We start from the raw sequence: 22,771 nt of genomic DNA, 5'->3' as shown, positions 1-22,771 counted from the left end.
CTCTTCGAACCGGGACGTCAGTCGACCCGGTTCTGGCGATTGATCAGGAACGGCGGGATCATGGCTCCCCGCTCCTCGGGCGAGTGGGTGAGGTTGTCGGCGAAGCTTGCGGTGGGGGTGCGCTCCGGCCGGTAGTGGCCACCGCTCTGGAAGCCGGTGGCGATCACCGTCACGTGGATCTCGCCTTCCATTGATTCATCCACCACCGCGCCCACGATGATGTTGGCGTCGGGGTCCACCACGTCATAGATGACCTCGGAAGCGGTGGTCATGTCCTCCAGGGTCATGTCCCTGCCGCCGCTGATGTTGATGACACAGCCATTGGCACCGTCGATGCGCGCCGACTCCAGCAGGGGGCTGCTCATGGCGGCCTGGGCCGCCTCGATGGCCCGTGAACGCCCGGAGCCCACGCCGATGCCCAGCAGGGCGGTGCCGGCATCGGCCATCACCGAGCGGATGTCGGCGAAGTCGACGTTCACCAGCCCCGGCCTGGTGATGATGTCGGTGATGCCCTTCACGCCCATGCGCAGCACGTCGTCGGCGGCCCGGAAGGCTTCCTGGAGCGGTGCGCCGGCGATGGCGTCCCGCAGCCGATCGTTGGGAATGATGATCAGCGTGTCGACATGCTCGGCCAGGCGGGCGATGCCCTCCTCCGCCTGACGCAACCGCTTGCGGCCCTCGAAGCCGAAGGGTTTGGTGACGATGGCCACGGTGAGGGCGCCACACTCCTTGGCCACCTCGGCCACGATCGGCGCCGCGCCGGTGCCGGTGCCGCCACCCATGCCGGCGGCGATGAAGACGAGATCGGCGCCCTCAAGTGACTGCTGCAGATCGGCCCTGGATTCTTCGGCCGCCTTCTGGCCGATCACCGGGTTGCCGCCGGCGCCCAGGCCACGGGTGAGCTTCTGACCCAGCTGGATGCGCTGGCCCGCCGCTGACTGCAGCAGGGCCTGGGCGTCGGTGTTGAGCACCCGATAGCCCACCCCGGTGAGATCCGTGGCGATCATCCGGTTGACCGCGTTGCTGCCGCCTCCCCCCACGCCGATCACCTCGATCCGGGCCGATTGGCTCGGGACGATCCCGTTGCTGCTGGGCGAGGTCTGGCTCATCGCGTGGGGCTCCTGCGGGGACAAAAGATCGACTTGGTACGGGCGGTCCTGATCGCGCGATATCGCGGGAGCGGGGGTGTGGCCGTTGATCTGCGGCTGCATTATGTCGGTGCTCAGCTCAGCCAAAGTTGCCGATAGATCACATTGGACTGAATCGCCTCAGGGCGCAACGGCCTGTGAGGATTGTCTGGCTGGGTGGGGGCGGCTGAGATCCCTCACTGGGTGCCGGTTTGGGCGGGGCGCGCTTGGGAGGGACTGGGCTTGGGGGGACGGGGCGGCGCAGCGGATCCGCCCCTGGTGCCCAGGCTCAGCTCGGGTTGTTCGGGATCGCTCAGATCGATCAGCTGCGGCGGGGCTCCCTTCATGCTCGCCGGCAGGGTGCGGCTGAGGTGGGCGACCACCTCCAGACGCCGGGGCAGGCGGGCGTCGGGGGGGCCCAGCCGCACCTGCCCCAGCTGGGTGGTGGAAAGCCACAGGCTGCCGTCCGGTTCGAAGCGAATTTCGCGCAGACCGGGACCCAGCACCTCCCGTTCCTTCAGCACCCGGGCCAGCACGGCCCGGTGGCGGGCGTTCCAGCCAACCACCAGCAGGGACAGGTCGCCCTGGCTGTGCACCCCCATGTGCTGGCGAATGCTCATCCAGTTGCCCAGGCCATCGACGAAGCCCATCTCCGGCCCGCGGTCCGTGCGCCGCTCGGCCCGGGCCACCGCTTCCCGGTCCTTCAGTTCCACCCGAAGCCGCGGCGGCAGCATCAGCCGGCTCACCTTCACCTGCTCCACCGGCAGGGCCCCCATCAGGTCGCTAGCGACTTCGCGGGGCTGCAGGGCCATCAGGGGCTGGGGGAAGCGCAGACCGGCCGCCGTGATCACCTGGTCGCGACTCACCACGGCGCTGCCCATCACCTCCACCTGGGCCGGCTCCCGCAGGGTCCAGCCCTGCCGCAGCAGCAGATAGCCCAGGCCGGCGGAGACGGCGCTGAAGACCAGGCTGCGCCAGAGCAGGCGCAGCCGCTCACTGCGGCGCTGACGACGCAATTCCTTGCGGCGCAGTACACCCGGTGGCAGCGGCACGCCCGGCGACGGGGGCGCTCCCTGCGACGAGGGGGCCTGCTTCACAGCTCGCAGCGGGAGCGGGCCATGAGTTCGTCCATCCAGGTCCGGGCCCGGCGGGCATCGGCGAAGGGCAGCTCCTCCTGCAGGCCGCCACCCACCAGCCGCAGCCGGCAGGCCCCTTCGCTCTCCTCGGTCAGGGGGGCCTCCCCGGAGCTGAGCGAGAGCAGCTCGACCATTTCCAGACGTTTGATGCTGAAGCCGCCCACCGGCTGGAAGCTGCCGGCCACGAACCGGCTCCAGCTCAGTTCCCCCTCGACGAGTCTGGCGGCCCCACAGCCATCCAGCTTGGCCAGTTCGGCGCCGCTGGCCCAGTCGCGGAACAGCTGCTGCCGTCGCCGCTCGATCCAGCCGAGGGCCACCAGGAGCACGAAGGCCGCCAGCAGGGGCAGCCACAGCAGGCCATGGATCATGCTGCCGTTCCTTCCACGTTCATCCGCAGCTCCGATCTTCCCGCGCCCAGCACCAATTGGTGCACCAGGTCGGGGAGTGGTAATCCACTCGCCTCCCACAGCATGGGGTACATGCTCTGGCTCGTGAAGCCCGGCAGGGTGTTGATCTCGTTCAGCCAGAGGCTGCCTGTGGCCTCGTCATAGAAGAAATCGACCCGGGCCAGCCCCCCCGCCGCCACCGCCCGGCAGGCGTCGAGCGCCATTGCCCGGGCCCGATCGCTCACCGCCTCATTCACCAGGGCGGGGATCACGGTGTGGCTGAGGCCGTCGCTGTACTTGGTCTGGTAGTCATACCAGTCGGCATCGAAGCGGATCTCCCCCAGCACCGAGGCCATCAGCCCATCCCCCTGGCCGCCGCGGCGTTGCAGAACGGCGCATTCAAGCTCCCGGGCCTTCACCCCTTGCTCCACCACCAGGCGCGGGTCAAGGCCCGCGGCCAGCTCCAGGCCCGTGAGCAGCGAGGCACGGTCGCTGGCCTTGCTGATGCCCACCGAGGAGCCCATGTTGGCGGGCTTGACGAAGCAGGGGTAACCAAGCTGGCCCTCCAGCCGCTCCAGCAGGGCCTCCCGGTCGCCGGGGCTGGCCAGCTCGGCCGCCTCGACACAGGCGTAGGGCACCTGGGGCAGGCCGGCGGCGGCGAAGGCCGCCTTCATGGCCTGCTTGTCCATTCCCAGGGCCGATCCCAGCACTCCGGAGCCCACGAAGGGCACCCCCATCAGGGTGAACAGCCCCTGGACCGTGCCGTCCTCTCCGTTGGGGCCATGCAGCACCGGAAACCACACCTCCATCTCCAGGGCCCCTTCCGGAAAGCCCCGGAAGCCGCCCAGCTCCGGCTGGCCGGGCAGATCGTGGGCGTCGGCGGGCAGGCCCCGCTCCAGCACCGCCGTCGCCACGGCCTCCGGCCACCAGCCGCCACGGCGATCGATGTAGAAGCAGCTGACCCGGTAGCGCTCGCCATTGGCGCCGCTGCGCAGCCCGCGCAGCACGGTCTGGGCCGAGCGGATCGAGACGGCGTGTTCACCGGAGGCTCCCCCGAACACCAGGCCGACGCGGGTGGGGTGGGGGGCCATCGGCGCAGGAAAGACGGCCAAACGTATCAGTGAACCGGCTCCCGGCCCAGGGGCCGGCCGCTGAGGCTGAACGGCCGCACCGTCTCGATCAAGACATCGACGAGATCCCCCGGCGCGTAGGGCCGGCCATCGCCGGGGTCGGCAGCGAAGAAGGTGAGGCGGTTGGTGCGGGTGCGGCCCATCAGCTGATCCGGATCCCGGGGGTTGACCCCCTCGGCCAGCACCTGCTCCTGGCGGCCCAGGTAGCGGGCGCTGCGTTCCGCAGCGACCCGTTCCACCAGGGCGTTCACCTCTTGCAGCCGTTCCACTTTCACCGCTTCCGGCAGCTGGTCGGGCCAGTCGGCGGCCGGGGTGCCCGGCCGCGGCGAATAGGCGGCGGTGTTGACCTGATCGAAGCCGATCGACTCGATCAGCTCAAGGGTGCGGCGGAACTGGGCGTCGGTTTCGCCGGGGAAGGCCACGATCACGTCGGCACTGATGGCCGCATCGGGGAGGCGCTGGCGGATGCGGTCGATGATCCGCCGGTAACGCTCCACGGTGTAACCGCGCGCCATGGCCCGGAGCACGGCGTTGTCGCCGCTCTGGAAGGGGATGTGGAAGTGCTCGCAGAGCTTGGGCAGGTCGGCGCAGGCGTCGATGAGCCGGTCGGTGAAATAGCGGGGGTGGCTGGTGGCGAAGCGGATCCGCTCAAGGCCCTGGACGTCGTGCACCGTCCCCAGCAGGTCGGTGAGGGTGTGGGCCCGCCGGCCCTCGGCGGTGATGCCGGGCAGGTCACGGCCGTAGGCGTCGATGTTCTGGCCCAGCAGGGTGACCTCCCGGAAGCCCCGGGCGGCCAGCCCCTCCATTTCAAGGCGGATGGCCTCGGGCAGGCGGGACTGCTCCCGGCCCCGCACCGCCGGCACCACGCAGTAGGTGCAGTGCTCGTTGCAGCCGTAGATGACGTTCACCCAGGCGCAGACGGCGCTGTCCCGTCGGGCCGTGGTGATGTCCTCGAGGATGTGGTGCTCATCGGTGGCCACCACCTGCTGGCCGGTCTGCACCCGGGTGAGCAGGGCCTCGAGCCGGTTGGCGTGCTGGGGGCCCATCACCAGATCCAGTTCCGGCACCCGGCGCAGCAGGGATTCCCCCTCCTGCTGGGCCACGCAGCCCGCCACCACCAGGGTGAGGCCGGGGTTGACCCGTTTGCGCTGGGCCTGCCGCCCCAGGTAGCTGTAGACCTTCTGCTCGGCGTTGTCCCGGATCGTGCAGGTGTTGTAGAGCACCAGATCGGCCGTGTGCTCGTCGTTGCCCGGGGTATAGCCCATGGCTTCGAGGATTCCGCCCATGCGCTCGGAATCGGCCTTGTTCATCTGGCAGCCGAAGGTGGTGATCCAGTAGCTGCCGCGCCGTGCCGAGGGCGCCTGGTCGGCCTGCGGGCCGGAAACGGTGGCTGTCATGGATCCAGTTTCCGCTATCGCCCCATCGCCGCCAGCGGGGAGGCTGTGGCAGCGTGAACCCCCCGGCCCCTTTCTGGAATGCGCTGCCGTCTGAGCCGCTTTCCCCTCACCAAGGCGGTGCCCCTGGCCATCAGCCGCGGCACCACCGGCGCCGTGGAGCACCTGTTGCTGGAGCTGGAGCACGACGGCTGCACCGGCCTCGGCGAAACCGGTGGCTTCGACACGGGCCACCGGGCCTTCAGCACCGAAGCCCTGGCGGCTGAGCTGGAGGCCTTCTTACCGGCCCTCGAAGCCCTTGGGCCGGAACCGCTCCAGGCCCTCGAGCCCCTGCTGCAGCCGTTGTCGCCCCCGGCCCGCTGCGCCGTGGATCTGGCCCTGCACGACTGGTGGGGACGGCGACTGGGGCAGCCGCTGTGGCGGCTCTGGGGCCTCGACGAAGCCGCCATCAGCCCCACCAGCGTCACCCTTGGCCTGGGCAGCGAGGCGGCGGTGCTGGAGCGGCTCGAGCGCTGGTGGGGCCAGCTGCCGGCCAGCCGCATCAAGCTGAAGCTGGGCAGCCCGGAGGGGCTCGACCACGACCGGGCGCTGGTGCAGGCCGTGGCCCGGGCGCTGGAGCGGCACCGCCAGAGCCATGGGGTGGCCTGTGAGCTGCAGGTGGATGCCAACGGCGGCTGGAGCCTGGAGCAGGCCCTGCCGATGCTGGGCTGGCTGGATGCGCAGGGCGTGGTGCTGGTGGAGCAGCCCCTGGCCCCCCTGGAGGATCCGGAGGCCGACTGCGCCGCCTTCGCCGCCCTGGAGCTCGACTGCCCCATCGCCCTGGTGGCCGATGAGAGCTGCTGGAACCTGGTCGACCTGGTGCGGCTCGCCCCCTACGTCGATGGGGTGAACATCAAGCTGCTCAAGAGCGGCGGGCTGTCGGAGGCCCTGCTGATGGCCAGGGCCGCGCAACGCCTGGGGCTCGGCGTGATGCTGGGCTGCTACTCCGACAGCGCCCTGCTCAACGGCGCCGCCGCCCAGCTGCTGCCCCTGGTGCGCTGGCCGGACCTCGACAGCCACCTGAACCTGGTGGATGACCCCTTCGTCGGGCCCGTCCTCGAAGGCGATCGGCTGCGGCCCGCCGCGTCCCCTGGGCTGGGGGTGATCCGTGCTCGGCTCTGACGTCCCGATCGTGCTGCTGCAGCACGGGGGCCTGGACAACCTCAGCGGCAAGACGGGTCTGGCGATGCTCCGCTACCGCCGCGGGCCGATCGTGGCGGTGGTGGATCCGGACCACACCGGCGCCGATCTGCAGCAGCTCACCGGGATCGAGCGGGCCGTGCCCGTGGTGGGCTCCCTGGCTGAGGCCCTCCCCTACGGCCCGCAGGTGGCGGTGGTGGGACTCGCCCCCTCCGGCGGCCGCCTGCCTGAGGGAATGGGCGCCGATGTGGCGGCCGCCCTGACGGCGGGCCTGTCGCTGGCCAGCGGTCTGCACAGCCGCCTCGGGGACGATCCGGCCCTGGCGGCCCTGGTGCAGCCGGGATGCTGGATCTGGGATCTGCGCCGGGAGCCCCCCGATCTGACGGTGGCCTCCGGCCGCTCCGCCGGGCTGCTGGGCCGCCGCTTGCTGGCCGTGGGCACGGACATGGCCGTGGGCAAAATGAGTGCCTGTCTGGAGTTGCAGGCGGCCGCACGGCGCCGTGGCCGCGATACCCGCTTTGTCGGCACCGGCCAGGCCGGCATCCTGATCAGTGGCGGGGGGGTGGCCCTCGACGCCGTCCGCATTGATTACGCGGCCGGCGCCGTGGAAGGGGCGGTACTGGCCGCGGCCACCAGCGCAGGCCCGGACACCCTGGTGCTGATCGAGGGGCAGGGATCCCTCTGCCACCCGGGCTCCAGCGCCACCCTGCCCCTGATTCGCGGCAGCCAGCCCACCGACCTGCTGCTGGTGCACCGGGCCGGGCAGGGCACGGTGCAGCGGTTGGAGGCCTTCCCCCTCCCCCCCCTTGGTCAGTTGGTCACTGCCGTCGAGGCCCTGGCGGCCCTGGCCAGGCCGGCGGGCTCGGGGGCGCCGCCCCGGGTGGTCGCCATCGCCCTCAACACCTCCCACCTCGACGGGACAGCGGCGGCAAAGGCACTGAAGGCCACGGCCGCGGAAACGGGGCTGCCCTGCGCCGATCCGGTGCGGCAGGGCGGCGAGGCCCTGTTGGACCTGCTGCTGGGCCAAGAAAGAAGCCCGACGCCGTAGCGCCGGGCCTGAAGGGCGAGCGAGGGGACTCGAACCCCCGAATGGTGGCGCCACAAGCCACTGCCTTAACCACTTGGCGACGCCCGCCGCGGTCTTTGCCAATGTATCAAGCGAGCCTGCCGGCCCCCCTTGCCACCGCCGACCACCGCCACCCGCACCGTTTCCGGCCTCCTGGGCCTGACCGCCGTCTCGGCGGGCCTGATCGGCCTGGCCGTCACCAACCCCGGCCCCGCCGCCTTCGAGGAGTTCGCCGCTGAGAAGCTCACTGAACTGGCCAGCGAGGAGCTGTGCCAGAACGAAGGCCTGCCGCTGCTGGCCCGGTTGCTGATCCAGAACTGTCCGGAACTGGTGCGATCCCAGCGCAAGGTGCTGGGCCGTCTGGCACGGGAGAACTCGCGTCGCTACAACTTCGGCCTGCTGAGCCTCTACGGCACCCGGCTGGGCGGCGAGAAGGTGCTGCCCAACTGGAGCATCCCCCGCTACGACGCCGTCACCCTGGCGATCGCTGGCCATTTCGTGCTGCTCACCGCCGGCGAAAGCGCGCCGGGGAGCCCGATGCCGTGAGCGAAGCGCCGCCGCCGGCCGGCCTGCTGCCGCCGATGCGCCTCCCCAGGGCCCTGCTCGATCCCCACCTTCGGCTACCGGCCGCTGACGACCAGGGGCTGGTGGCGGTGCGTCTGGAGCAGGCCGACGGCCGGATCCGGGCCATCCATGGGCTGGCCGCTGGCTCCGGCGCCCCCCTGCCCCTGGCGCTGACGCCGCTGGTGGAGCCCCATGCGCACCTTGATAAGGCCTTCAGCGCTGCAGCCTTCCCCAATCCCGACGGCACCATGGCCGGGGCCATGGCGGCGAACGGACGGGAGGCTGCCGAGCGGCAGGCCGAGGCGGTGCGATGGCGGGGGGAGCGGGCCCTGGAGCGGGCCTGGCGCTACGGATTGCGGGCCATCCGCAGCCACATCGACAGCCTTGGCCCCTGGGCCGCCCCCAGCTGGGAGGTGCTGCTGGAGCTCCGCCGCCGCTGGCGGGGCCGGGTGGAGCTGCAGCTGGTGGCCATGGTGCCTGTGGGTCACTGGCAAACCCCCGAGGGTGAGGCCTTCGCCGCCTGGGTGGCCGCCCGCGGCGGCCTGCTGGGTGGGGTGCTCGGCGCCCCCTTCCGCTCCACCCCGGCCGACCGGGCGGCGCTGCTGGCCCTGCTGAGGCTGGCGGAGCGCCTCGGCTGCGGGGTGGACCTGCACGTGGATGAAAGCGACAAGAACCACGGCCGGGGCGTGGCCCTGGTGAGCGACCTGCTGCTGCGGCACCGCATCGTGGTGCGGCTCACCTGCAGCCATGCCAGCAGCATGGGCCTGCTGGCCGATCGGCCCTGCCGCCGCCTGGCGGAGCGAATGGCGGCCGCGGCGGTGGGGGTGGTGGCCCTGCCCTCCACCAACCTGTGGTTACTCGGCAAACAGCATCGCCGCACCCCGTCGCTGCGCCCCCAGGCCCCGATCCGCCAGCTGCAGGAGGCCGGCGTGACCGTGGCCGTGGGGGGCGACAACGTGCAGGATCCCTGGTTCCCCGGGGGGGATTTCGATCCGATCGCCCTGCTGCGCTTCAGCCTGGCCGCCAGCCACCTGGTGCCCTGGCGCCGGTTGGGCCTGAGCCCCTTCAGCACCGCCGCGGCCCAGCTGTTGGGCCTCGAATGGGACGGGGTCCTGCGGGAGGGGTCCCCGGCCGATCTCCTGGTGCTGGGCGCCTCCTCCTGGGGCGAGCTGCTGGCCCGTCCCCCCCGGCGGCGGGTGCTGCGGGCCGGCCGCTGGCTGGACCCTCCCCCCTGCGAAGAACCGTCCCCATCGCTGGCCGCCTGCCATGGATGACTTCAGACCGGTCGAACCCGATCGGATCCGGGCCCTGGTCGCCGAACTGAGCGCCAGCCCACTGGTATTGACGCCGATCCTTTCCGCGGCCGAGCTGGGCCGGCTCTCGGCCGACTTCCACGACTATTCGCCCGTGCTGGAGCCCCTGCTCAAGGGCCGCTGCGCCCAGCTGGCGGTGAAGGTGGAGCGGCTGGAGCAGGTGATCGCGGTGGCCGGGGCCTGCGCCCGCCACCGGGTGCCGCTGACGCTGCGGGGCGCCGGCACCGGCAACTACGGCCAGTGCGTGCCGCTGGCCGGTGGTCTGGTGCTCGACCTGAGTGGGCTGAATCGGCTGCGGTCGGTGGATCCGGACAGTGGCATCGTGGAGGCCGAGCCCGGCTGCACCCTGGCCCACCTGGACAGCCAGCTGGCGGCCCACGGTCGGGCCCTGCGGCTGGTCCCGAGCACCTATCGCAGCTCCAGCCTCGGTGGCTTCATCGCCGGTGGATCGGGCGGGCTGGGGTCGCTGCGCTGGGGCTTCCTGCGTGATCCCGGCCACCTGCTGGGGCTGGAGGTGGTGACGCTGGAAGCCGAACCCCGGCTACTGCGGCTCGACGCCGCCGCCAGCGCGCCCCTGAACCATGCCTACGGCACCAACGGCATCATCACGGCCCTGCGGCTAGCCAGTACTGAGGCGGTGGCCTGGCAGCAGCTGGTGGTGGGATTCAGCAGCTGGGAGGCGGCCCTGGAGGCCTCCCGCCAGCTGCCGACCACGGCCCTGCTGCTCAACGCCCTCTGCCTGCTGGAGTCCCCGGTGGCGGAGCGGATGCCCTGGCCGGCCGGCTGTCCCGCCGCTGGTCCCGGTGAGCACCGGCTGCTGCTCCATGCCGCCCCCGACAGCCTCGAACTGTTGCCGGGCTGGCTGGCGGCCCGGGGCGGCCAGCTCCGCTGGCAGGGGAGCCGGCCGGAGGCGGGCCGTGGGCGGGGCCTGCCCTTGGGGGAACTCACCTGGAACCACACCACCCTGCACTGGCGGGCCCAGGCCCCCGATTGGACCTACCTGCAGCTGCTCCTGCCCCGGCCGGAGGCGCCGCTGCTGGAGGCCGTGCGCCAGCGCTGGGGCAGCGACGTGCTCTGGCACCTGGAGGCGGTGCGCCACCAGGGGGCACCGCGGCTGACGGCCCTGCCCCTGGTGCGCTGGCAGGGCCCCCAGGCCCTGGCCGACCTTGTCGCCCAGTGCCGCGAGCTGGGGGCGGTGCCGTTCAACCCCCACGTGATCACGGTCGAGGACGGCGGCCTCGGAGTGGTGGACGCCGATCAGGTGGCGGCCAAGGCCGCCTACGACCCGGCCGGATTGATGAATCCCGGCAAACTTAGGGGCTGGACAGGGTAGGGGTGCTCGCTCAGCGCCTCAGCCGCACTCCAGGCTGAGGCGGGTGTCGGCGCCGGTCACCGGGTTGGTGCCGCGGGCCTCGCGGCAGAGGTGGCGCTGGTCCACCCGGTCGAGCAGGGCATCGGTGAAGTCCGCATCGGTGACCGTGGCGCCGGTGAAGTTGCTGCCGGAGGCGATCGCTCCCCGCAGCACCGCGCCGGTGAGGTCGGTGTCGCTCATGTCCACCTTGTCCATCAGGGCGTCACTGAGATCGGCGCCGCGGAAGTCGGCCTCGGGAAAGGTCGCCTGGGTGAGGATCGACCCGTGCAGATCGGCACCCCTGAAGCTGGCCTGGCGGCCCGTGGCTCCGGCGAAGGAGCTTCCGGCCAGTTGCTGGCCGCTGAAGTCCTTGCCGCTCTGGTTGGTGAGGGTGTAATCCACCCGGTCCTGGTCGTCGGCCCGGGCGCTGGGGGCGCCCAGCAGCAGGGGGCCAAGGAGCACCAGAGCCAGCAGCAGTGGCATGAGCCCCCTGCGGAGGGTCTCCACGAGCGACCTTCGGGAGCCGCCGGCGGGCCTGGGGGCATCGGATCCGATGGCCGTCGTCATGGGCGGTGGCTGCCGGGGACCTCTCCAGGCTGGCCCAGCGCCGGGGCTTCGTCAGCCTGGGGGGCGTCGAGCAGCGGAAGTACAGCGCCCAGCAGGAACAGGGAGCCGGCCACCAGGGGAAGCGGGCCGGGCGCCAGCAGGCTGTCCAGTCCGGCCTCCAGGCGTCCGGCCTCCTCGAGCTGGTCGGCCAGGCCGGGACAGGCGGCGGCCAGCTCCTGCCGCGACCAGCTGGCATGCTCCGGCACCGGCACCACCACGGCCCGATCCCCGGGACGCAGCAGCAGCTCCAGCATCGCCGCCCCCTCCTTGTGGCGCTGCACGCCCAGCAGCCAGCGACGCGGCCGGCCACCCGCCAGGCCACCGTCGATCCGGTCAAGTTCCCGGCGCAGGGCTGCCGCCGCCGGGGGATTGTGGGCGCCATCAATCAGCAACTCGCGGCCCCGCCAGCGGTGCCTCTCCAGACGCCCGGGCCAGTGGGCCGCCGCCAGACCGGCGCGGATCGTGCCGTCGTCCAGGGGCCGGCCGGCGAGTGGACCGTCCGGGGCTGTCAGGGCGCGGGCCATGGCCACGGCCACGGCCCCGTTGTGGCGCTGCAGCTCGCCCGCCAGACCCAGCGTGGGGCCGCCATCGGCCACGGCGGGCAGGGGGTCGAGCCAATGGAGGCTGGCGCCGCAACGCTGCGCTGCGGCCTCCAGCACCCGGCGGGCCTCCGGCTCCTGGGCGGCGCTGAAGGCCCGGCAACCCGGCCCCATCACGGCGGCCTTCTCGGCGGCGATGGCGGCCAGGGTGTCGCCCAGGTGTTCGCGATGGTCGAGGCCGATGGCCCCGAAGCCGATCACGGGCCGGTGGGGATGGAGGGTGGTGGCATCGAGCCGGCCCCCCAGGCCCACCTCCAGCACCGCCAGATCCACCCGCTCACGGGCGAAGCGGTCGAAGGCCGCGGCCGTGATCAGCTCGAAGGGGGTGAGTCGGTGGCGGCGGGCCAGGGGCTGCCAGCGAGCCAGGTCGGCCCTCAGGGTGGCGGCCGGGATCCAGGCGTCATCGATCTGGATCCTTTCGCACCAGCTCACCAGATGGGGGGAGCGGTAGGTGCCCACGTGCACGCCGGCGGCCCGCAGGATGGCGTGCAGAAACGTGCAGATCGAGCCCTTGCCGTTGGTGCCGGCCACCTGGGCGGCGGCAAAAAGCTGCTCCGGGTGCCCCCCGGCGGCCAGGGCACCGCCCAGGCGTTCCAGCCCCAGGTCGACGCCGCGGCGGGCGAAGGGCTCAAGCAGGTCGCCCAGGTCGACCGGGGGGGGCAGCAGGGACGACACGGGCGGGGCGATCGCTCAGGCCAGCCTGTGGAGAGCCTTCTCCAGGCGCTTCACCGCCTTGCGCAGCTGGCGGGGCTTGATCACCAGCGGTGGCACGAACCGGACCACCCCGGGCCCGGCCGGCACCAGCAGCAGGCCTTCGGCCATGGCTGCCTTGACGATCTCCGGGGCCGTGACCTCTCCCTCCCGCAGCACCAGGCCCCGCAGCAGGCCCCAGCCCCGTTCGCCGGCCAGTGTGTCGGGATGGCGGGCCACCAGCTCCTGGAGCAGGGACTGCAGCAAGGCACCGTTGGCGCTCACCTTGGCCAGCAGGCCCCGGCGTTCGATCTCCTCGATCACCGTCAGGCCGGCCCGGCAGGCGAAGGGATTGCCGCCAAAGGTGCTGGCATGGTCGCCGGGGCGGAAGTGGTCCACCGCCGCCTTCACAGCCAGGGCACCAATGGGGATGCCACCGCCCAGGCCCTTGGCCATGGTCAGGGCGTCGGGTTCGACCCCCAGCTGTTCGTAGCCCCACCAGTGGCCGCTGCGGCCGACGCCGATCTGCACCTCGTCAAAGATCAGCAGGATCTGGTGGGCGTCGCAGAGCTCCCGCACCCGCTGGAAGAAGGCGGGATCACCGGGGTTCACTCCCCCCTCCCCCTGGAGGGGTTCGAGCAGCACCGCGGCCACGCGGGGACCCTCGGCTTCACAGGCGGCCAGGAGCGCTTCGAAGCCGGCGGTGTCGTTGTACGGGAAGTAGCGGAAGCCCGACACCATCGGCTCGAAGCCCTGGTGGTACTTGGGCTGGCCCGTGGCGGTCACCGCCGCCAGGGTGCGTCCGTGGAAGCTGGCCTGGGCGGTGAGGATCAGGGGCTCGGCGATGCCGCGCACCAGATGGCCGTGCTTGCGGGCCAGCTTGATGGCCGCCTCGTTGGCTTCGGCGCCGGAATTGCAGAAGAAGACCCGGTCGGTGCAGCTGCGGGCCGTGATCGCCGCGGCCAGTGCCTCCTGTTCCGGGATCCGGTAGAGGTTGGAGACGTGCTGGAGGCGGCCCAGCTGGTCGCAGAGGCGGCGCCGCAGCACCGGGTCGCTGTGGCCGAGGGTGCAGACGGCGATGCCGGCCACCATGTCGAGATAGCGACGGCCCTGCTGATCCCAGAGCCAGACACCCCGCCCCCGCTTCAGCTCCAGGGGATAGCGCGCATAGGTGTCCATCACCGGTTGGATGGGAGCGGTGGGACTCGAACCCACATGCCCGAAGGCGCTCGATTTTGAGTCGAGTCCGTCTACCAATTCCGGCACGCTCCCGAAGGATGTACTCTAGGCGGCGGTGGTGGGCAGCCTGCGGATCGAGGCGCCGGCGGCGTTGAGTTTGCCCTCCAGATCGGCGTAGCCCCGGTCGAGGTATTCCAGGCCCCGCACGGTGGTGATGCCATCGGCCGCGAGCCCGGCGAGCACCATGGCGGCGGAGGCGCGCAGGTCGGTGCCGTGGACGGGGGCGCCGCTGAGCCGGGCGACCCCCTCGACGCAGGCGGTGTTGCCCTGCATGCGAATGTCCGCGCCCATGCGCTGCAGCTCGGCCACGTGCTGGAGGCGGTTCTCGAAGATGTTCTCCACCACCATCGAGGTGCCCTCGGCGGTGGCCAGCAGGGCCATGAACGGGGCCTGCAGATCGGTGGGGAAGCCGGGGAAGGGCTGGGTGCGCAGATCCACCGCCCGCACCCGGTCGGCATGGATGAGCAATCCCTGGCCGTCGGCCTCGATACGGCAGCCGGCCTCCTCCAGCTTGGTGATCACGGCACCCAGGTGTTCGGGCAGGGCGGGGAACACCCGCAGCCGGGAGCGGGTGATGGCGCCGGCCAGCAGGAACGTGCCCGCCTCGATGCGGTCGGGGATGACGGCGTAGTCGGCCCCGTGCAGCTTCTCGACGCCGACGATGGTGATGGTGGGGGTACCGGCACCGCGCACCTTGGCCCCCATGGCCAGCAGCAGCCTGGCCAGGTCGATCACCTCCGGCTCCTGGGCCGCGTTGTCGATCACCGTTTCGCCGTCGGCGAGGGCGGCCGCCATCATCAGTGTTTCGGTGGCGCCGACGCTGGGGCAATCCAGGTGGATGTGGCCGCCGGTGAGGCGGCGCTGGCGGCCGGGCACCACGGCGGTGACCACACCGTGCTCAATGGTGACCTGGGCGCCGAGGGCCTTGAGCCCCTTGACGTGCTCCACCACGGGCCGGGTGCCGATCTGGCAGCCGCCGGGCAGGGGCACCTGAGCCATGCCCATGCGGGCCAGCAGGGGGCCGATGCAGAAGAAGCTGGCCCGCAGGCTGTTGACCAGCTCGTAGGGCGGGGCGGCGGTGGTGATGTGGTCACCGTGCAGCACGATCGCGTCGCCCCCCCGCTGCACCCGCACCCCCAGGGCGGCAAGGATCTCCCCCATTGCCGTGATGTCGGTGAGGGGGGGCACATTGCTGAGCCGCAGCCCGTCTTCGGTGAGCAGGCAGGCAGCCATCAGCACCAGGGCCGAATTCTTGGCGCCGCTGACCCTCAGTTCTCCGTCAAGTCGCCGTCCACCACTGATCTCCAGCCTGGTGCCGGCGATGACCTTGACAGGCATGGGGGATACGGTCATGGACGGAAGTCCCGGTATCAATTTCTGGGGCATCTTGACAACGAATGATCCCGTCGTCTAGGGGGTCGCCGCTCAAACTGTCTTGTCGCCGTTGCCTTGAGGGGTGGCCCCACCGGTGATGATTTATGCTCCATCCAGCGCCACGGCCTCCGTGGCGGCTACACGCCCGCGGATGTGGCGGAATTGGTAGACGCGCTAGTTTCAGGTACTAGTGGCAGCAATGTCGTGGGAGTTCAAGTCTCCCCATCCGCATATTTTTTCCATGATTGTTCTCAAGATCACCAACGCTTCTGATGTCGTCGCAGCGAACATCGGCAAGTTTCTGGAGCGACTCACTCCAGACGCCTACGACCAGACCAAGGTGGAAGACATCGTGATCGACCGCCTGGTCGCGAACCTCAAGGCCGAAGGCATCCGCGGTGAGGTGGCCGCCTTCAAGGGGCTCGATCTCAACGACGACGACCTGGTGATCCACGACCACCTCAAGCTCCGGCGCCGCAAGACGATCTGACGGCCGTGGGCTCTCCCCCTGAAGGTGGCGGTCTGCCAGCGGGCGGCGAGCTGATCCGCAGCGTCCGCAATCCCCTCATCCAAGCGGTGCGGCGCCTGCACAGGTCCTCTGGCCGGCTGGAGCAGGGCCTGATCCTGCTGGAGGGAACCCACCTGCTCCAGGAGGCCCTGGGGTTGGGCCTGCGTCCCGACCTGGTGCTGGTCACCCCCGACTGGCTGGACCGTCATGGTGCCCTGTACGAGCGGCTGCCGGAGGCCAGCCGGCTGCGGACCGCCAGCCCCGAGGTCCTGGCCGCCGCCACCACGACCCGCCATCCCGACGGGGTGCTGCTGACCCTGGCGGTCGCCGATCTTCCGGTGGCTGCCTCATCGCCGCCGGGCTTTGTGCTGGCCCTCGACCGGCTTCAGGATCCGGGCAACCTCGGCACCCTGCTGCGCACCGCCCTGGCGGCGGGGGTGGAGGGTGTGTGGTTGGCCGAAGGGGCCGATCCGTTGCAGCCCAAGGTGCTGCGGGCCTCCAGCGGAGCCGCCCTGGCCCTGCCGATCGAGCGCATGACGTCCGCCGATCTGCACGACCGGCTGACCGAGGCCCAGGGCTGCGGCCAGCAGCTGGTGGCGGCGATGGTGCCAGAGGCGGGGGGCGTGGTGCGCCCCTACTGGGAACTGGATTGGTGTCGCCCCACGGTTCTGTTGCTGGGCAACGAGGGGGCGGGGCTGGCGCCGGAACTGGCCCGCCTGGCCGACCACTGGGTGACGATCCCCCACAGCCCTGCGGTGGAGTCGCTGAATGTGGCGGCCGCGGCCGCCCTGCTGCTGCTGGAGCGCCCCCGCCAGGCCCACGGCCGGCCCGTGCCCTGACAAGGGAGAATGCCTCTACCCATGCAGCTCCATCCGGTGACCGCAGCACCCGCCACCCCCCCCTCCGGGTTCGATTTCGACGTGATCGTGATCGGCGCCGGGTATGGCGGTTTCGATGCGGCCAAGCACGGGGCCGACCACGGTCTGAAGGTGGCGATCGTGGAATCCCGTGACATGGGCGGCACCTGCGTCAACCGGGGCTGTGTCCCCTCCAAGGCCCTGCTGGCGGCCAGCGGCCGGGTGCGGGAGCTGGCCGATGCTGAGCACCTCAAGGGCTTCGGCATTCATGCGGCACCTGTGCGCTTCGAGCGTCAGAAGATCGCCGACCACGCCGCCCAGCTGGTGGCGACGATCCGCACCAATCTCACCAAGACCCTGGAGCGTTCCGGCACCACGATCCTGCGGGGCAAGGGACGCCTCGACGGGCCCCAGCGGGTGGCGGTGCGGGAGGCCAGCGGGGTGGAGCGCGTCTACGCGGCCCGCGAGGTGATCATCGCCACCGGCTCCGATCCCTTCGTGCCGCCCGGCATCGAGACCGACGGGCGCACCGTGTTCACCAGCGACGAGGCCATCAACCTGGAATGGCTGCCCCGCTGGATCACCATCATCGGCAGCGGCTACATCGGCCTGGAGTTCGCCGATGTGTATACGGCCCTGGGCTGCGAAGTCACCATGATCGAGGCCCTCGATCGGGTGATGCCAACCTTCGACCCGGACATCGCCAAGATCGCCGCCCGCCATCTGATCGACGGCCGCGACATCGACGCCCGCGCCGGCGTGCTCGCCAGCCGGATCACCCCCGGCTGCCCGGTGAAAATCGAATTGGTGGACATGGTCAGCCGCGAGCCGGTGGAAACCCTGGAGGTGGATGCGGTGCTGGTGGCCACCGGCCGGGTGCCGGTAAGCAAGGAGCTCAATCTGGCCAGCGTCGGCGTGGAGACCAACCGGGGCTTCATCCCCGTGGACGATGGCCTGCGGGTGCTGGCGAACGGTGAGCCGGTGCCCCATCTCTGGGCCGTGGGCGACGTGACCGGCAAGATGATGCTGGCCCACACCGCCGCCGCCCAGGGCACGGTGGCGATCGAGAACATCCTCGGCCACGCCCGCCGCATCGACTACCGCTCGATCCCTGCGGCCACCTTCACCCATCCGGAGATCAGTTCGGTGGGGCTCTCGGAGGCGGACGCCAAGGATCTGGCCCAGAAGGAGGGCTTCGAGCTGGGCAGCGTGCGCAGCTACTTCAAGGCCAACTCCAAGGCCCTGGCCGAACTGGAGAGCGATGGGCTGCTCAAGCTGCTGTTCCGCAAGGACACCGGCGAAGTGCTGGGGGCCCACATCTACGGCCTGCATGCGGCGGACCTGATCCAGGAGATCGCCAATGCTGTGGCCCGGCGCCAGGGGGTGCGCCAGCTGGCCAGCGAAGTGCACACCCATCCCACCTTGAGCGAGGTGGTGGAAGTGGCCTACAAGCAGGCCGCCGCCAGCCTGGCCACGGCGGTGGGTGCCTGAGATGGAGATCCGACGCCGGCCCCCCAACCCTTCGGTCCGGGTGGCCCACCTGGAATTCGGCACCCCCCATCCCGAGGAGCGCCCCCGCCACATCCTCGAGGAGATCGTCTGGGAAAAGGACAGGGAGGTGACGGCCGCCCGCGAGCGGGTCAGCCTGGACTCACTGAAGCAACAGATCGCGGATCTCCCCCCCACCCTGGATTTCTGCGGGTCCCTGCGCGCCAGTTGCCGCAAACCGGCGGTGATCGCTGAAGTCAAGAAGGCCAGCCCCAGCAAGGGGGTGATCCGGGAAGACTTCGACCCCGTCGCCATCGCCCGGGGCTACCGGGATGGTGGGGCCAGCTGCCTTTCGGTGCTGACGGACAAGCGCTTCTTCCAGGGGGGCTTCGACGTGCTGGTGGCGGTGCGCGAGGCGGTGGCGCTGCCCCTGCTCTGCAAGGACTTCATCCTCACCCCCTACCAGCTCTTCCAGGCCAGGGCCGCCGGGGCCGATGCGGCCCTGTTGATCGCGGCGATCCTCACCGACCAGGATCTGGCCTACCTGCTCAAGGTGGCCCGGGGCCTGGGGCTGGCGGTGCTGGTGGAGGTGCACGACGCCACAGAGATGGAGCGGGTGCTGCAGCTGGAGGGCGTGCACCTCATCGGCATCAACAACCGCGACCTGGCCAGCTTCACGGTGGATCTGGCCACCACCGAACGGCTGATGGACGCCTTCGGCGAACGGGTGCGTGCCTGCGGTGCCCTGCTGGTGAGCGAATCGGGCCTGTTCAACCGCGCCGACCTCGACCGGGCCGTTGGGGCCGGTGCCGATGCGGTGCTGGTGGGGGAAGCCCTGATGCGGCAGGAGAACGTGGCGGCGGCCCTGGAGACCCTGATCGGGGGCTGAGGGCTGAGGCTGTTACCAGGTTCCGGCTAGGGCCGTCGTGCCGCCTTCACGGAGAGCGGCCAATGGATCAACCGCTTGGCGCTGGCTTCTCCCCAGGCCGCCGCCAGCTGCTGGCGGATCTGGTCGAGGGGGTCGCTGCCTCGGGCGACGCGGTAACGGGCGCTGGCCGACCAGGTGGCGAGATAACCGAGCAGCTGCTCCAGGCTCCAGGCGGTCGTCATGGCGAACGATGGCGCAGGCAGGTCCCTGAAGGGCAGCTCCAGGTCCCGGTAGCCGTTCTCCACCAGGGCCCGCTCCGCTGGCCAGTAGGGACCGACGATGCACTGATAGAAGTGCTGCACGAGGTCGTCCACACCCTTGCCTTCGACCGTCGTGACCCCATAGCTCCAGACGGCCAGCACTCCTCCGGGCCGGAGCACCCGTTCCACTTCCGCAAAGAAGCGGGGCCACTCGAACCAGTGCAGCGCCTGCGCCACCGTGACCAGATCAATGCTGGCGGCTTCCAGGCCCGGGTTCTCCGCCGGGCCGAGCCGGTATTGAACCCCTGGATGGGGCTCTGCCGCGGCGAGCTGGGAGGCGCTGGCATCGGTGGCGATCACCGCCTTGAAATGGTCGGCAAGGGCGAGGGCGGCCTGGCCCGTTCCGGTGGCGCAATCCCAGGCCAGCTGATGGGTGGGAGCGATCTCGGCCAGCCAGGCGAACAGGGCCGCCGGGTAGCTGGGGCGGAAGTGGGCGTAGCCGCCGGAGACGGCGCCGAAGTGATCAATGAAGTCCCTGGTCACGTCATGCCCTGCCAGTGCTGGCGGTTCGAGTCTGTCGTCGGAGCAGCTCCAGCCACAGGCAGCCCCCCAGAGCAACCGTGGTCGTCACCGCCAGCAGGAGCAACAGGGCCTTCAGGGGGACGGGTCCCGTGGAGCCGAATTGCAGCAGGCTGAGGCTGCCGGCCAGTCCGGTCCCCCCCAGGGCCAGCCCGGCCCCCAGCCCGCTCCACTGCGGTGTGAGCGAGGCGAGGGACGTGGCCGTCAGGCTGGTCACCACCAGACTGTGGATCAGCCCCAGCAGGGGCAGCAGCACCGGTTCGAACCCGCTCGGCAGGGCGAGGCTCGCGGCCAGCGCCAGGGCAAGGAGCGTGATCCCTGAGATGAGGCATGGGAGCCGCCCCCACCGGCCCACGGCCCGTCCTGCGATGGGCGCGCCCAGGGCGGAGCACAGCAGCACCACCGACCCTTGGCCCCCACCTAGCAGACCTGCCGTGGCCTGGGGATGAAGGCGGGGAATCAGTCCCAGCAGCAGTTGGAACAGGCCGCCCACGGCCAGGGCGACGACCAGCAAGAGGACTCCGGCCGGCAGCAACCCCCGTGGGGAAGGGTCTGGGGCGGTGACGTCCCTGGGGCGTAGGGGAGTCGGCCCCTGCCCTCCCCGCAGCACGGCAAGACCAAGGGCCAGCACAACGCCTCCCAGGAGGAAGGTGAAGGAAGGTCCCAGCCCCAGGGCGCCACGGGCCAAGCTGGCGGAGAAGGCGCCGATGAGGCCCTGGGTGAGGGTCAGCAGGGCCAGGGCCTGGGGCAGGGATCGCAGCGACACCGCCTCGTTCAGCTGGGCCAGGCTCGGGCTCGACGCGGCCTGCACCGCCACCATCCAGGCCACCATCAAACCCGGCACGGCAACCCCGATCCAGGCCGGGCCCCGGTGCAGCAGCCCAGCCGTGGCCAGGAAGATGAGCCCGGCCACGGACACGACGACCGTGATCGGCAGCAGTCGCCCGTGGGCGCCAGTGGCCCAGCGGTCGGAGAGCCCACCGCTGATCGGTTCGATGAGCAGGCCGATCAGACCCGGCAGCAGGGCAAAGGGAAGCAGCAGACTGACGAAGCCGAAACGCTGCAGCAGGATCGGCTGATAGGCGCTGTAGACGATCCAGCCCAGCTGCAGAGAAGCCTGCAGGCCCACGACGCCCCAGACGAGGCGCCATTGGATCGCTCGGTCTGCCTGGCCAGCCGAAGCCTCTGGCGAGAAGGGCATCGAACCAACGGCTCTTTCGATCGGCATCCCATACCTAGTCGCTGCAGGGCGAAGACGGTGCGGTGACGTCGGGAAGGCTTCAGGAACGTTGTTCTCCCGGTCGGCTTTTGGTGGGCCTTTGAACCGGCAAGCCCCACGCAAAAGCGGCCCGACCGAAGCCGGACCGCCGATGGTCGCCGCTCTCAGGAGGCGGCGGGTCAGGGGTGGGAGGTGGTCACACCTTGCGGCTGTAGAACTCCACCACCAGCAGTTCGTTGATCTCGAGAGCGACCCATTCGCGCTCGATGCGGCCGCCCACCTTGGCGGTCATCTTGGCCTTATCAAACTCCAGGTGGGGCGGGATGTTGGCCAGGCCGGGGAACGCCAGGTTGGCTTCGGCAAGGGTCTTGCTGCACTTGCGCTCGCGGATGGCCACCACGTCGCCGGCCCTGCACTGGAAGCTGGGAATGTCCACCACGCGGCCGTTCACGGTCACGTGGCCATGGTTGACCAGCTGGCGGGCGCCTGGAACGGTGGGACCGAGGCCGAGGCGGAAGCAGATGTTGTCGAGTCGGCCCTCGAGCAGCTTGAGCAGGTTGGTTCCGGTGGAACCCTCCTGGGCACGGGCTTTCTTCACGTAGCGCACCAGCTGACGTTCGGAAATGCCGTAGTTGAAACGCAGTTTCTGCTTTTCTTCGAGACGGATCGCGTATTCGGAGCGCTTGCGACGGGCTTGGCCGTGCTGACCGGGGGGATAAGACCGTTTGGCGGCCTTACGGGTGAGACCGGGAAGGTCCCCCAAGCGCCGCGTGATCCTCAGGCGAGGGCCGCGGTAGCGAGACATAAGGGAAGGTGACGGAGGTGGAGGGTGCGGCCCAGGGGCCGACGGGGCGGTTCACGGTTGCGGCATGCTGGGAGAACCCGGATGCCCGCGCGTGGAGCGCCAACCACCCACCCTAAGCTCCGGCGGTCCCGCATGGATGGCAGCTGCCCTCTCGGCCGCCGTGGCCGCCGTGCTGCTGGCCCTGCTCGGCGCCTACCGCAGCTGGCTCTCGCCCCTGATGGGTCCCCGTTGTCGCTTCATTCCCAGCTGCAGCGTCTATGCGCTGGAGGCGATCGGCCGCCATGGCCCCTGGCGCGGCGGCTGGCTCACCCTGAGGCGGCTCGGCCGCTGCCACCCCTTCACCCCCTGCGGCTGCGACCCGGTTCCGGACTGATGCAGGAGCTGCTGCTGTTCACGCGCCAGGGCTGCTGCCTCTGTGAGGGCCTCGAGGAGAAGCTCCGGGCCCTGGATCCCCCCCAGCCCCTGAACTTGATCGACGTGGACACCGATCCGGCCCTGCAGGGGCGCTACGGGTTGGCCGTCCCTGTGCTGGCGTTGGCGGCCAGCGGCGACGCTCCATTCCGCGAGCTGCCGCGGGTGTCCCCCCGGTTGGCGGGAGCCCAGCTGCGGGCCTGGCTGATCAAGCAGGGAGTCCGCTGAGCGTCACGCTATGAAAGGCGCCAGCTCCGTCCCGCCGGACGCCGCCGGCGCCGCCATGTCACCGCTGCTTCAGCCGCTCCTGCGTCAGGTGGGCCTGCCGCCGCTCCCCGACCCCACCGGTGCCCTGGCCCAGGTGGTGGTGAGCGGCGTCAGCTGCGATTCCCGCCGCGTCGCCCCCGGCAGCCTGTTCGTGGGCCTGCCCGGCACGGCCGTGGACGGCGGCAGCTTCTGGCCCGAGGTGCTGGCCGCCGGCGCCGTGGCGGCGGTGAGTCCCACCAGCAACTTGTTTCTGGGCAGCGGCTTCTTCGACTTTGCGGCGGCCGATGCGGCCGGCATGGGCTACGGCCTGGCGAGCGACGTGGGCGGCGGCACCAGTTTCTCGCCGTTCCACACC

Annotated in this window: 24 protein-coding genes and 3 tRNA genes; 13 read left to right on the top strand and 14 right to left on the bottom strand. The window is 70.8% G+C overall.

All coding sequences use genetic code 11. The features are described 5' to 3' along the window. Positions 1 to 17 precede the first annotated feature (17 nt). The 5 genes from ftsZ to miaB all read right to left on the bottom strand — a co-directional run bounded on the left by ftsZ (position 18) and on the right by miaB (position 5,176). Entirely contained in the window at positions 18 to 1,109 is a 1,092-nt protein-coding gene (ftsZ, locus tag KQ305_RS07225) for a cell division protein FtsZ (RefSeq protein WP_259724741.1), read from the bottom strand. A gap of 215 nt (positions 1,110 to 1,324) precedes the next feature. After that, the gene (locus KQ305_RS07220; RefSeq protein WP_259724740.1) at positions 1,325 to 2,179 is read right to left on the bottom strand and encodes a cell division protein FtsQ/DivIB; all 855 of its coding nucleotides are present in this window, start codon (positions 2,177 to 2,179) and stop codon (positions 1,325 to 1,327) included. 41 nt (positions 2,180 to 2,220) lie between these two features. Further along, entirely contained in the window at positions 2,221 to 2,631 is a 411-nt protein-coding gene (locus tag KQ305_RS07215) for a hypothetical protein (RefSeq protein ID WP_259724739.1), read from the bottom strand. Then, the gene (locus KQ305_RS07210) at positions 2,628 to 3,740 is read right to left on the bottom strand and encodes a D-alanine--D-alanine ligase family protein (RefSeq protein WP_259724738.1); all 1,113 of its coding nucleotides are present in this window, start codon (positions 3,738 to 3,740) and stop codon (positions 2,628 to 2,630) included. Before KQ305_RS07210 ends, KQ305_RS07215 begins: the two co-directional genes overlap by 4 nt. 26 nt (positions 3,741 to 3,766) lie before the next feature. After that, positions 3,767 to 5,176, bottom strand: coding sequence for a tRNA (N6-isopentenyl adenosine(37)-C2)-methylthiotransferase MiaB (miaB, locus tag KQ305_RS07205; RefSeq protein ID WP_259724737.1), 1,410 nt, complete (start codon positions 5,174 to 5,176; stop codon positions 3,767 to 3,769). 78 nt (positions 5,177 to 5,254) lie between these two features. Here miaB and KQ305_RS07200 point away from each other — a divergent pair, with 78 nt between their 5' ends. Further along, the gene (locus KQ305_RS07200; RefSeq protein ID WP_259724736.1) at positions 5,255 to 6,334 is read left to right on the top strand and encodes a dipeptide epimerase; all 1,080 of its coding nucleotides are present in this window, start codon (positions 5,255 to 5,257) and stop codon (positions 6,332 to 6,334) included. Continuing rightward, entirely contained in the window at positions 6,321 to 7,400 is a 1,080-nt protein-coding gene (locus KQ305_RS07195; RefSeq protein ID WP_259724735.1) for a DUF1611 domain-containing protein, read from the top strand. The genes KQ305_RS07200 and KQ305_RS07195 overlap by 14 nt, the downstream gene beginning before the upstream one ends. 14 nt (positions 7,401 to 7,414) lie before the next feature. Here the strand turns inward: KQ305_RS07195 and KQ305_RS07190 are convergent. Next, positions 7,415 to 7,487, bottom strand: a tRNA-His gene (locus tag KQ305_RS07190). A gap of 42 nt (positions 7,488 to 7,529) precedes the next feature. Here KQ305_RS07190 and KQ305_RS07185 point away from each other — a divergent pair. From KQ305_RS07185 to KQ305_RS07175, 3 genes are read left to right on the top strand one after another with little or no spacing between them, the layout of a single operon-like run. After that, entirely contained in the window at positions 7,530 to 7,964 is a 435-nt protein-coding gene (locus KQ305_RS07185) for a DUF4359 domain-containing protein (protein WP_259724734.1), read from the top strand. Further along, positions 7,961 to 9,256: a cytosine deaminase gene (locus KQ305_RS07180; protein ID WP_399230901.1), complete on the top strand. Its 1,296-nt coding sequence runs from the start codon at positions 7,961 to 7,963 to the stop codon at positions 9,254 to 9,256. The genes KQ305_RS07185 and KQ305_RS07180 overlap by 4 nt, the downstream gene beginning before the upstream one ends. Further along, the gene (locus KQ305_RS07175) at positions 9,249 to 10,628 is read left to right on the top strand and encodes an FAD-binding oxidoreductase (protein WP_259724733.1); all 1,380 of its coding nucleotides are present in this window, start codon (positions 9,249 to 9,251) and stop codon (positions 10,626 to 10,628) included. The genes KQ305_RS07180 and KQ305_RS07175 overlap by 8 nt, the downstream gene beginning before the upstream one ends. An 18-nt stretch (positions 10,629 to 10,646) precedes the next feature. Here KQ305_RS07175 and KQ305_RS07170 read toward each other — a convergent pair whose 3' ends face one another. The 5 genes from KQ305_RS07170 to murA form a co-directional block, all read right to left on the bottom strand. Beyond that, a complete protein-coding gene (locus tag KQ305_RS07170; RefSeq protein ID WP_259724732.1) occupies positions 10,647 to 11,213 on the bottom strand; it encodes a pentapeptide repeat-containing protein in 567 nt (188 codons plus the stop codon). Then, entirely contained in the window at positions 11,210 to 12,526 is a 1,317-nt protein-coding gene (locus KQ305_RS07165) for a folylpolyglutamate synthase/dihydrofolate synthase family protein (protein ID WP_259724731.1), read from the bottom strand. Before KQ305_RS07165 ends, KQ305_RS07170 begins: the two co-directional genes overlap by 4 nt. A 15-nt stretch (positions 12,527 to 12,541) precedes the next feature. Beyond that, the gene (locus tag KQ305_RS07160) at positions 12,542 to 13,720 is read right to left on the bottom strand and encodes an aspartate aminotransferase family protein (protein WP_259724730.1); all 1,179 of its coding nucleotides are present in this window, start codon (positions 13,718 to 13,720) and stop codon (positions 12,542 to 12,544) included. Positions 13,721 to 13,731: 11 nt separating this feature from the next. Then, positions 13,732 to 13,813 (bottom strand) — tRNA-Leu (locus tag KQ305_RS07155). Positions 13,814 to 13,825: 12 nt separating this feature from the next. Continuing rightward, a complete protein-coding gene (gene murA / locus KQ305_RS07150) occupies positions 13,826 to 15,133 on the bottom strand; it encodes a UDP-N-acetylglucosamine 1-carboxyvinyltransferase (protein WP_259724729.1) in 1,308 nt (435 codons plus the stop codon). A gap of 168 nt (positions 15,134 to 15,301) precedes the next feature. On the opposite strand from murA, the gene KQ305_RS07145 reads away from it, so the two are divergent. The 5 genes from KQ305_RS07145 (at position 15,302) to trpC (ending at position 18,896) form a co-directional block, all read left to right on the top strand. Next, a tRNA-Leu gene (locus KQ305_RS07145) sits at positions 15,302 to 15,385 on the top strand. A 10-nt stretch (positions 15,386 to 15,395) separates the two neighbouring features. Beyond that, complete coding sequence (locus KQ305_RS07140; protein WP_259724728.1) at positions 15,396 to 15,644, top strand: hypothetical protein; 249 nt, start codon at positions 15,396 to 15,398, stop codon at positions 15,642 to 15,644. Between the two features lie 5 nt (positions 15,645 to 15,649). Beyond that, complete coding sequence (locus tag KQ305_RS07135) at positions 15,650 to 16,501, top strand: RNA methyltransferase (protein WP_259724727.1); 852 nt, start codon at positions 15,650 to 15,652, stop codon at positions 16,499 to 16,501. A gap of 21 nt (positions 16,502 to 16,522) precedes the next feature. After that, entirely contained in the window at positions 16,523 to 18,010 is a 1,488-nt protein-coding gene (locus tag KQ305_RS07130; protein ID WP_259724726.1) for a dihydrolipoyl dehydrogenase, read from the top strand. A 1-nt stretch (position 18,011) separates the two neighbouring features. Continuing rightward, a complete protein-coding gene (trpC, locus tag KQ305_RS07125; protein ID WP_259724725.1) occupies positions 18,012 to 18,896 on the top strand; it encodes an indole-3-glycerol phosphate synthase TrpC in 885 nt (294 codons plus the stop codon). A 26-nt stretch (positions 18,897 to 18,922) separates the two neighbouring features. Here trpC and KQ305_RS07120 read toward each other — a convergent pair whose 3' ends face one another. From KQ305_RS07120 to rpsD, 3 genes are all read right to left on the bottom strand, one after another. After that, entirely contained in the window at positions 18,923 to 19,678 is a 756-nt protein-coding gene (locus KQ305_RS07120; RefSeq protein WP_259724724.1) for a class I SAM-dependent methyltransferase, read from the bottom strand. A gap of 1 nt (position 19,679) precedes the next feature. Beyond that, complete coding sequence (locus KQ305_RS07115) at positions 19,680 to 20,915, bottom strand: hypothetical protein (RefSeq protein ID WP_259724723.1); 1,236 nt, start codon at positions 20,913 to 20,915, stop codon at positions 19,680 to 19,682. Between the two features lie 214 nt (positions 20,916 to 21,129). After that, entirely contained in the window at positions 21,130 to 21,738 is a 609-nt protein-coding gene (gene rpsD / locus KQ305_RS07110; protein ID WP_259724722.1) for a 30S ribosomal protein S4, read from the bottom strand. A 136-nt stretch (positions 21,739 to 21,874) separates the two neighbouring features. Here rpsD and yidD point away from each other — a divergent pair, with 136 nt between their 5' ends. The 3 genes from yidD to KQ305_RS07095 form a co-directional block, all read left to right on the top strand. After that, the gene (yidD, locus tag KQ305_RS07105) at positions 21,875 to 22,111 is read left to right on the top strand and encodes a membrane protein insertion efficiency factor YidD (RefSeq protein ID WP_259724721.1); all 237 of its coding nucleotides are present in this window, start codon (positions 21,875 to 21,877) and stop codon (positions 22,109 to 22,111) included. Next, positions 22,111 to 22,377, top strand: a complete 267-nt coding sequence (locus tag KQ305_RS07100; RefSeq protein WP_259724720.1) for a glutaredoxin family protein — start codon at positions 22,111 to 22,113, stop codon at positions 22,375 to 22,377. Before yidD ends, KQ305_RS07100 begins: the two co-directional genes overlap by 1 nt. Before the next feature lie 10 nt (positions 22,378 to 22,387). Next, a partial coding sequence (locus tag KQ305_RS07095; RefSeq protein WP_259724719.1) for a Mur ligase domain-containing protein occupies positions 22,388 to 22,771 on the top strand: 384 nt, incomplete at its 3' end.

This window comes from Synechococcus sp. CS-1332, from assembly GCF_025127995.1.
Classification (GTDB): domain Bacteria; phylum Cyanobacteriota; class Cyanobacteriia; order PCC-6307; family Cyanobiaceae; genus Cyanobium.
The sequence above is the reverse complement of the archived record's forward strand: the minus strand, read 5'-3'. Positions and strand labels throughout refer to the sequence as shown.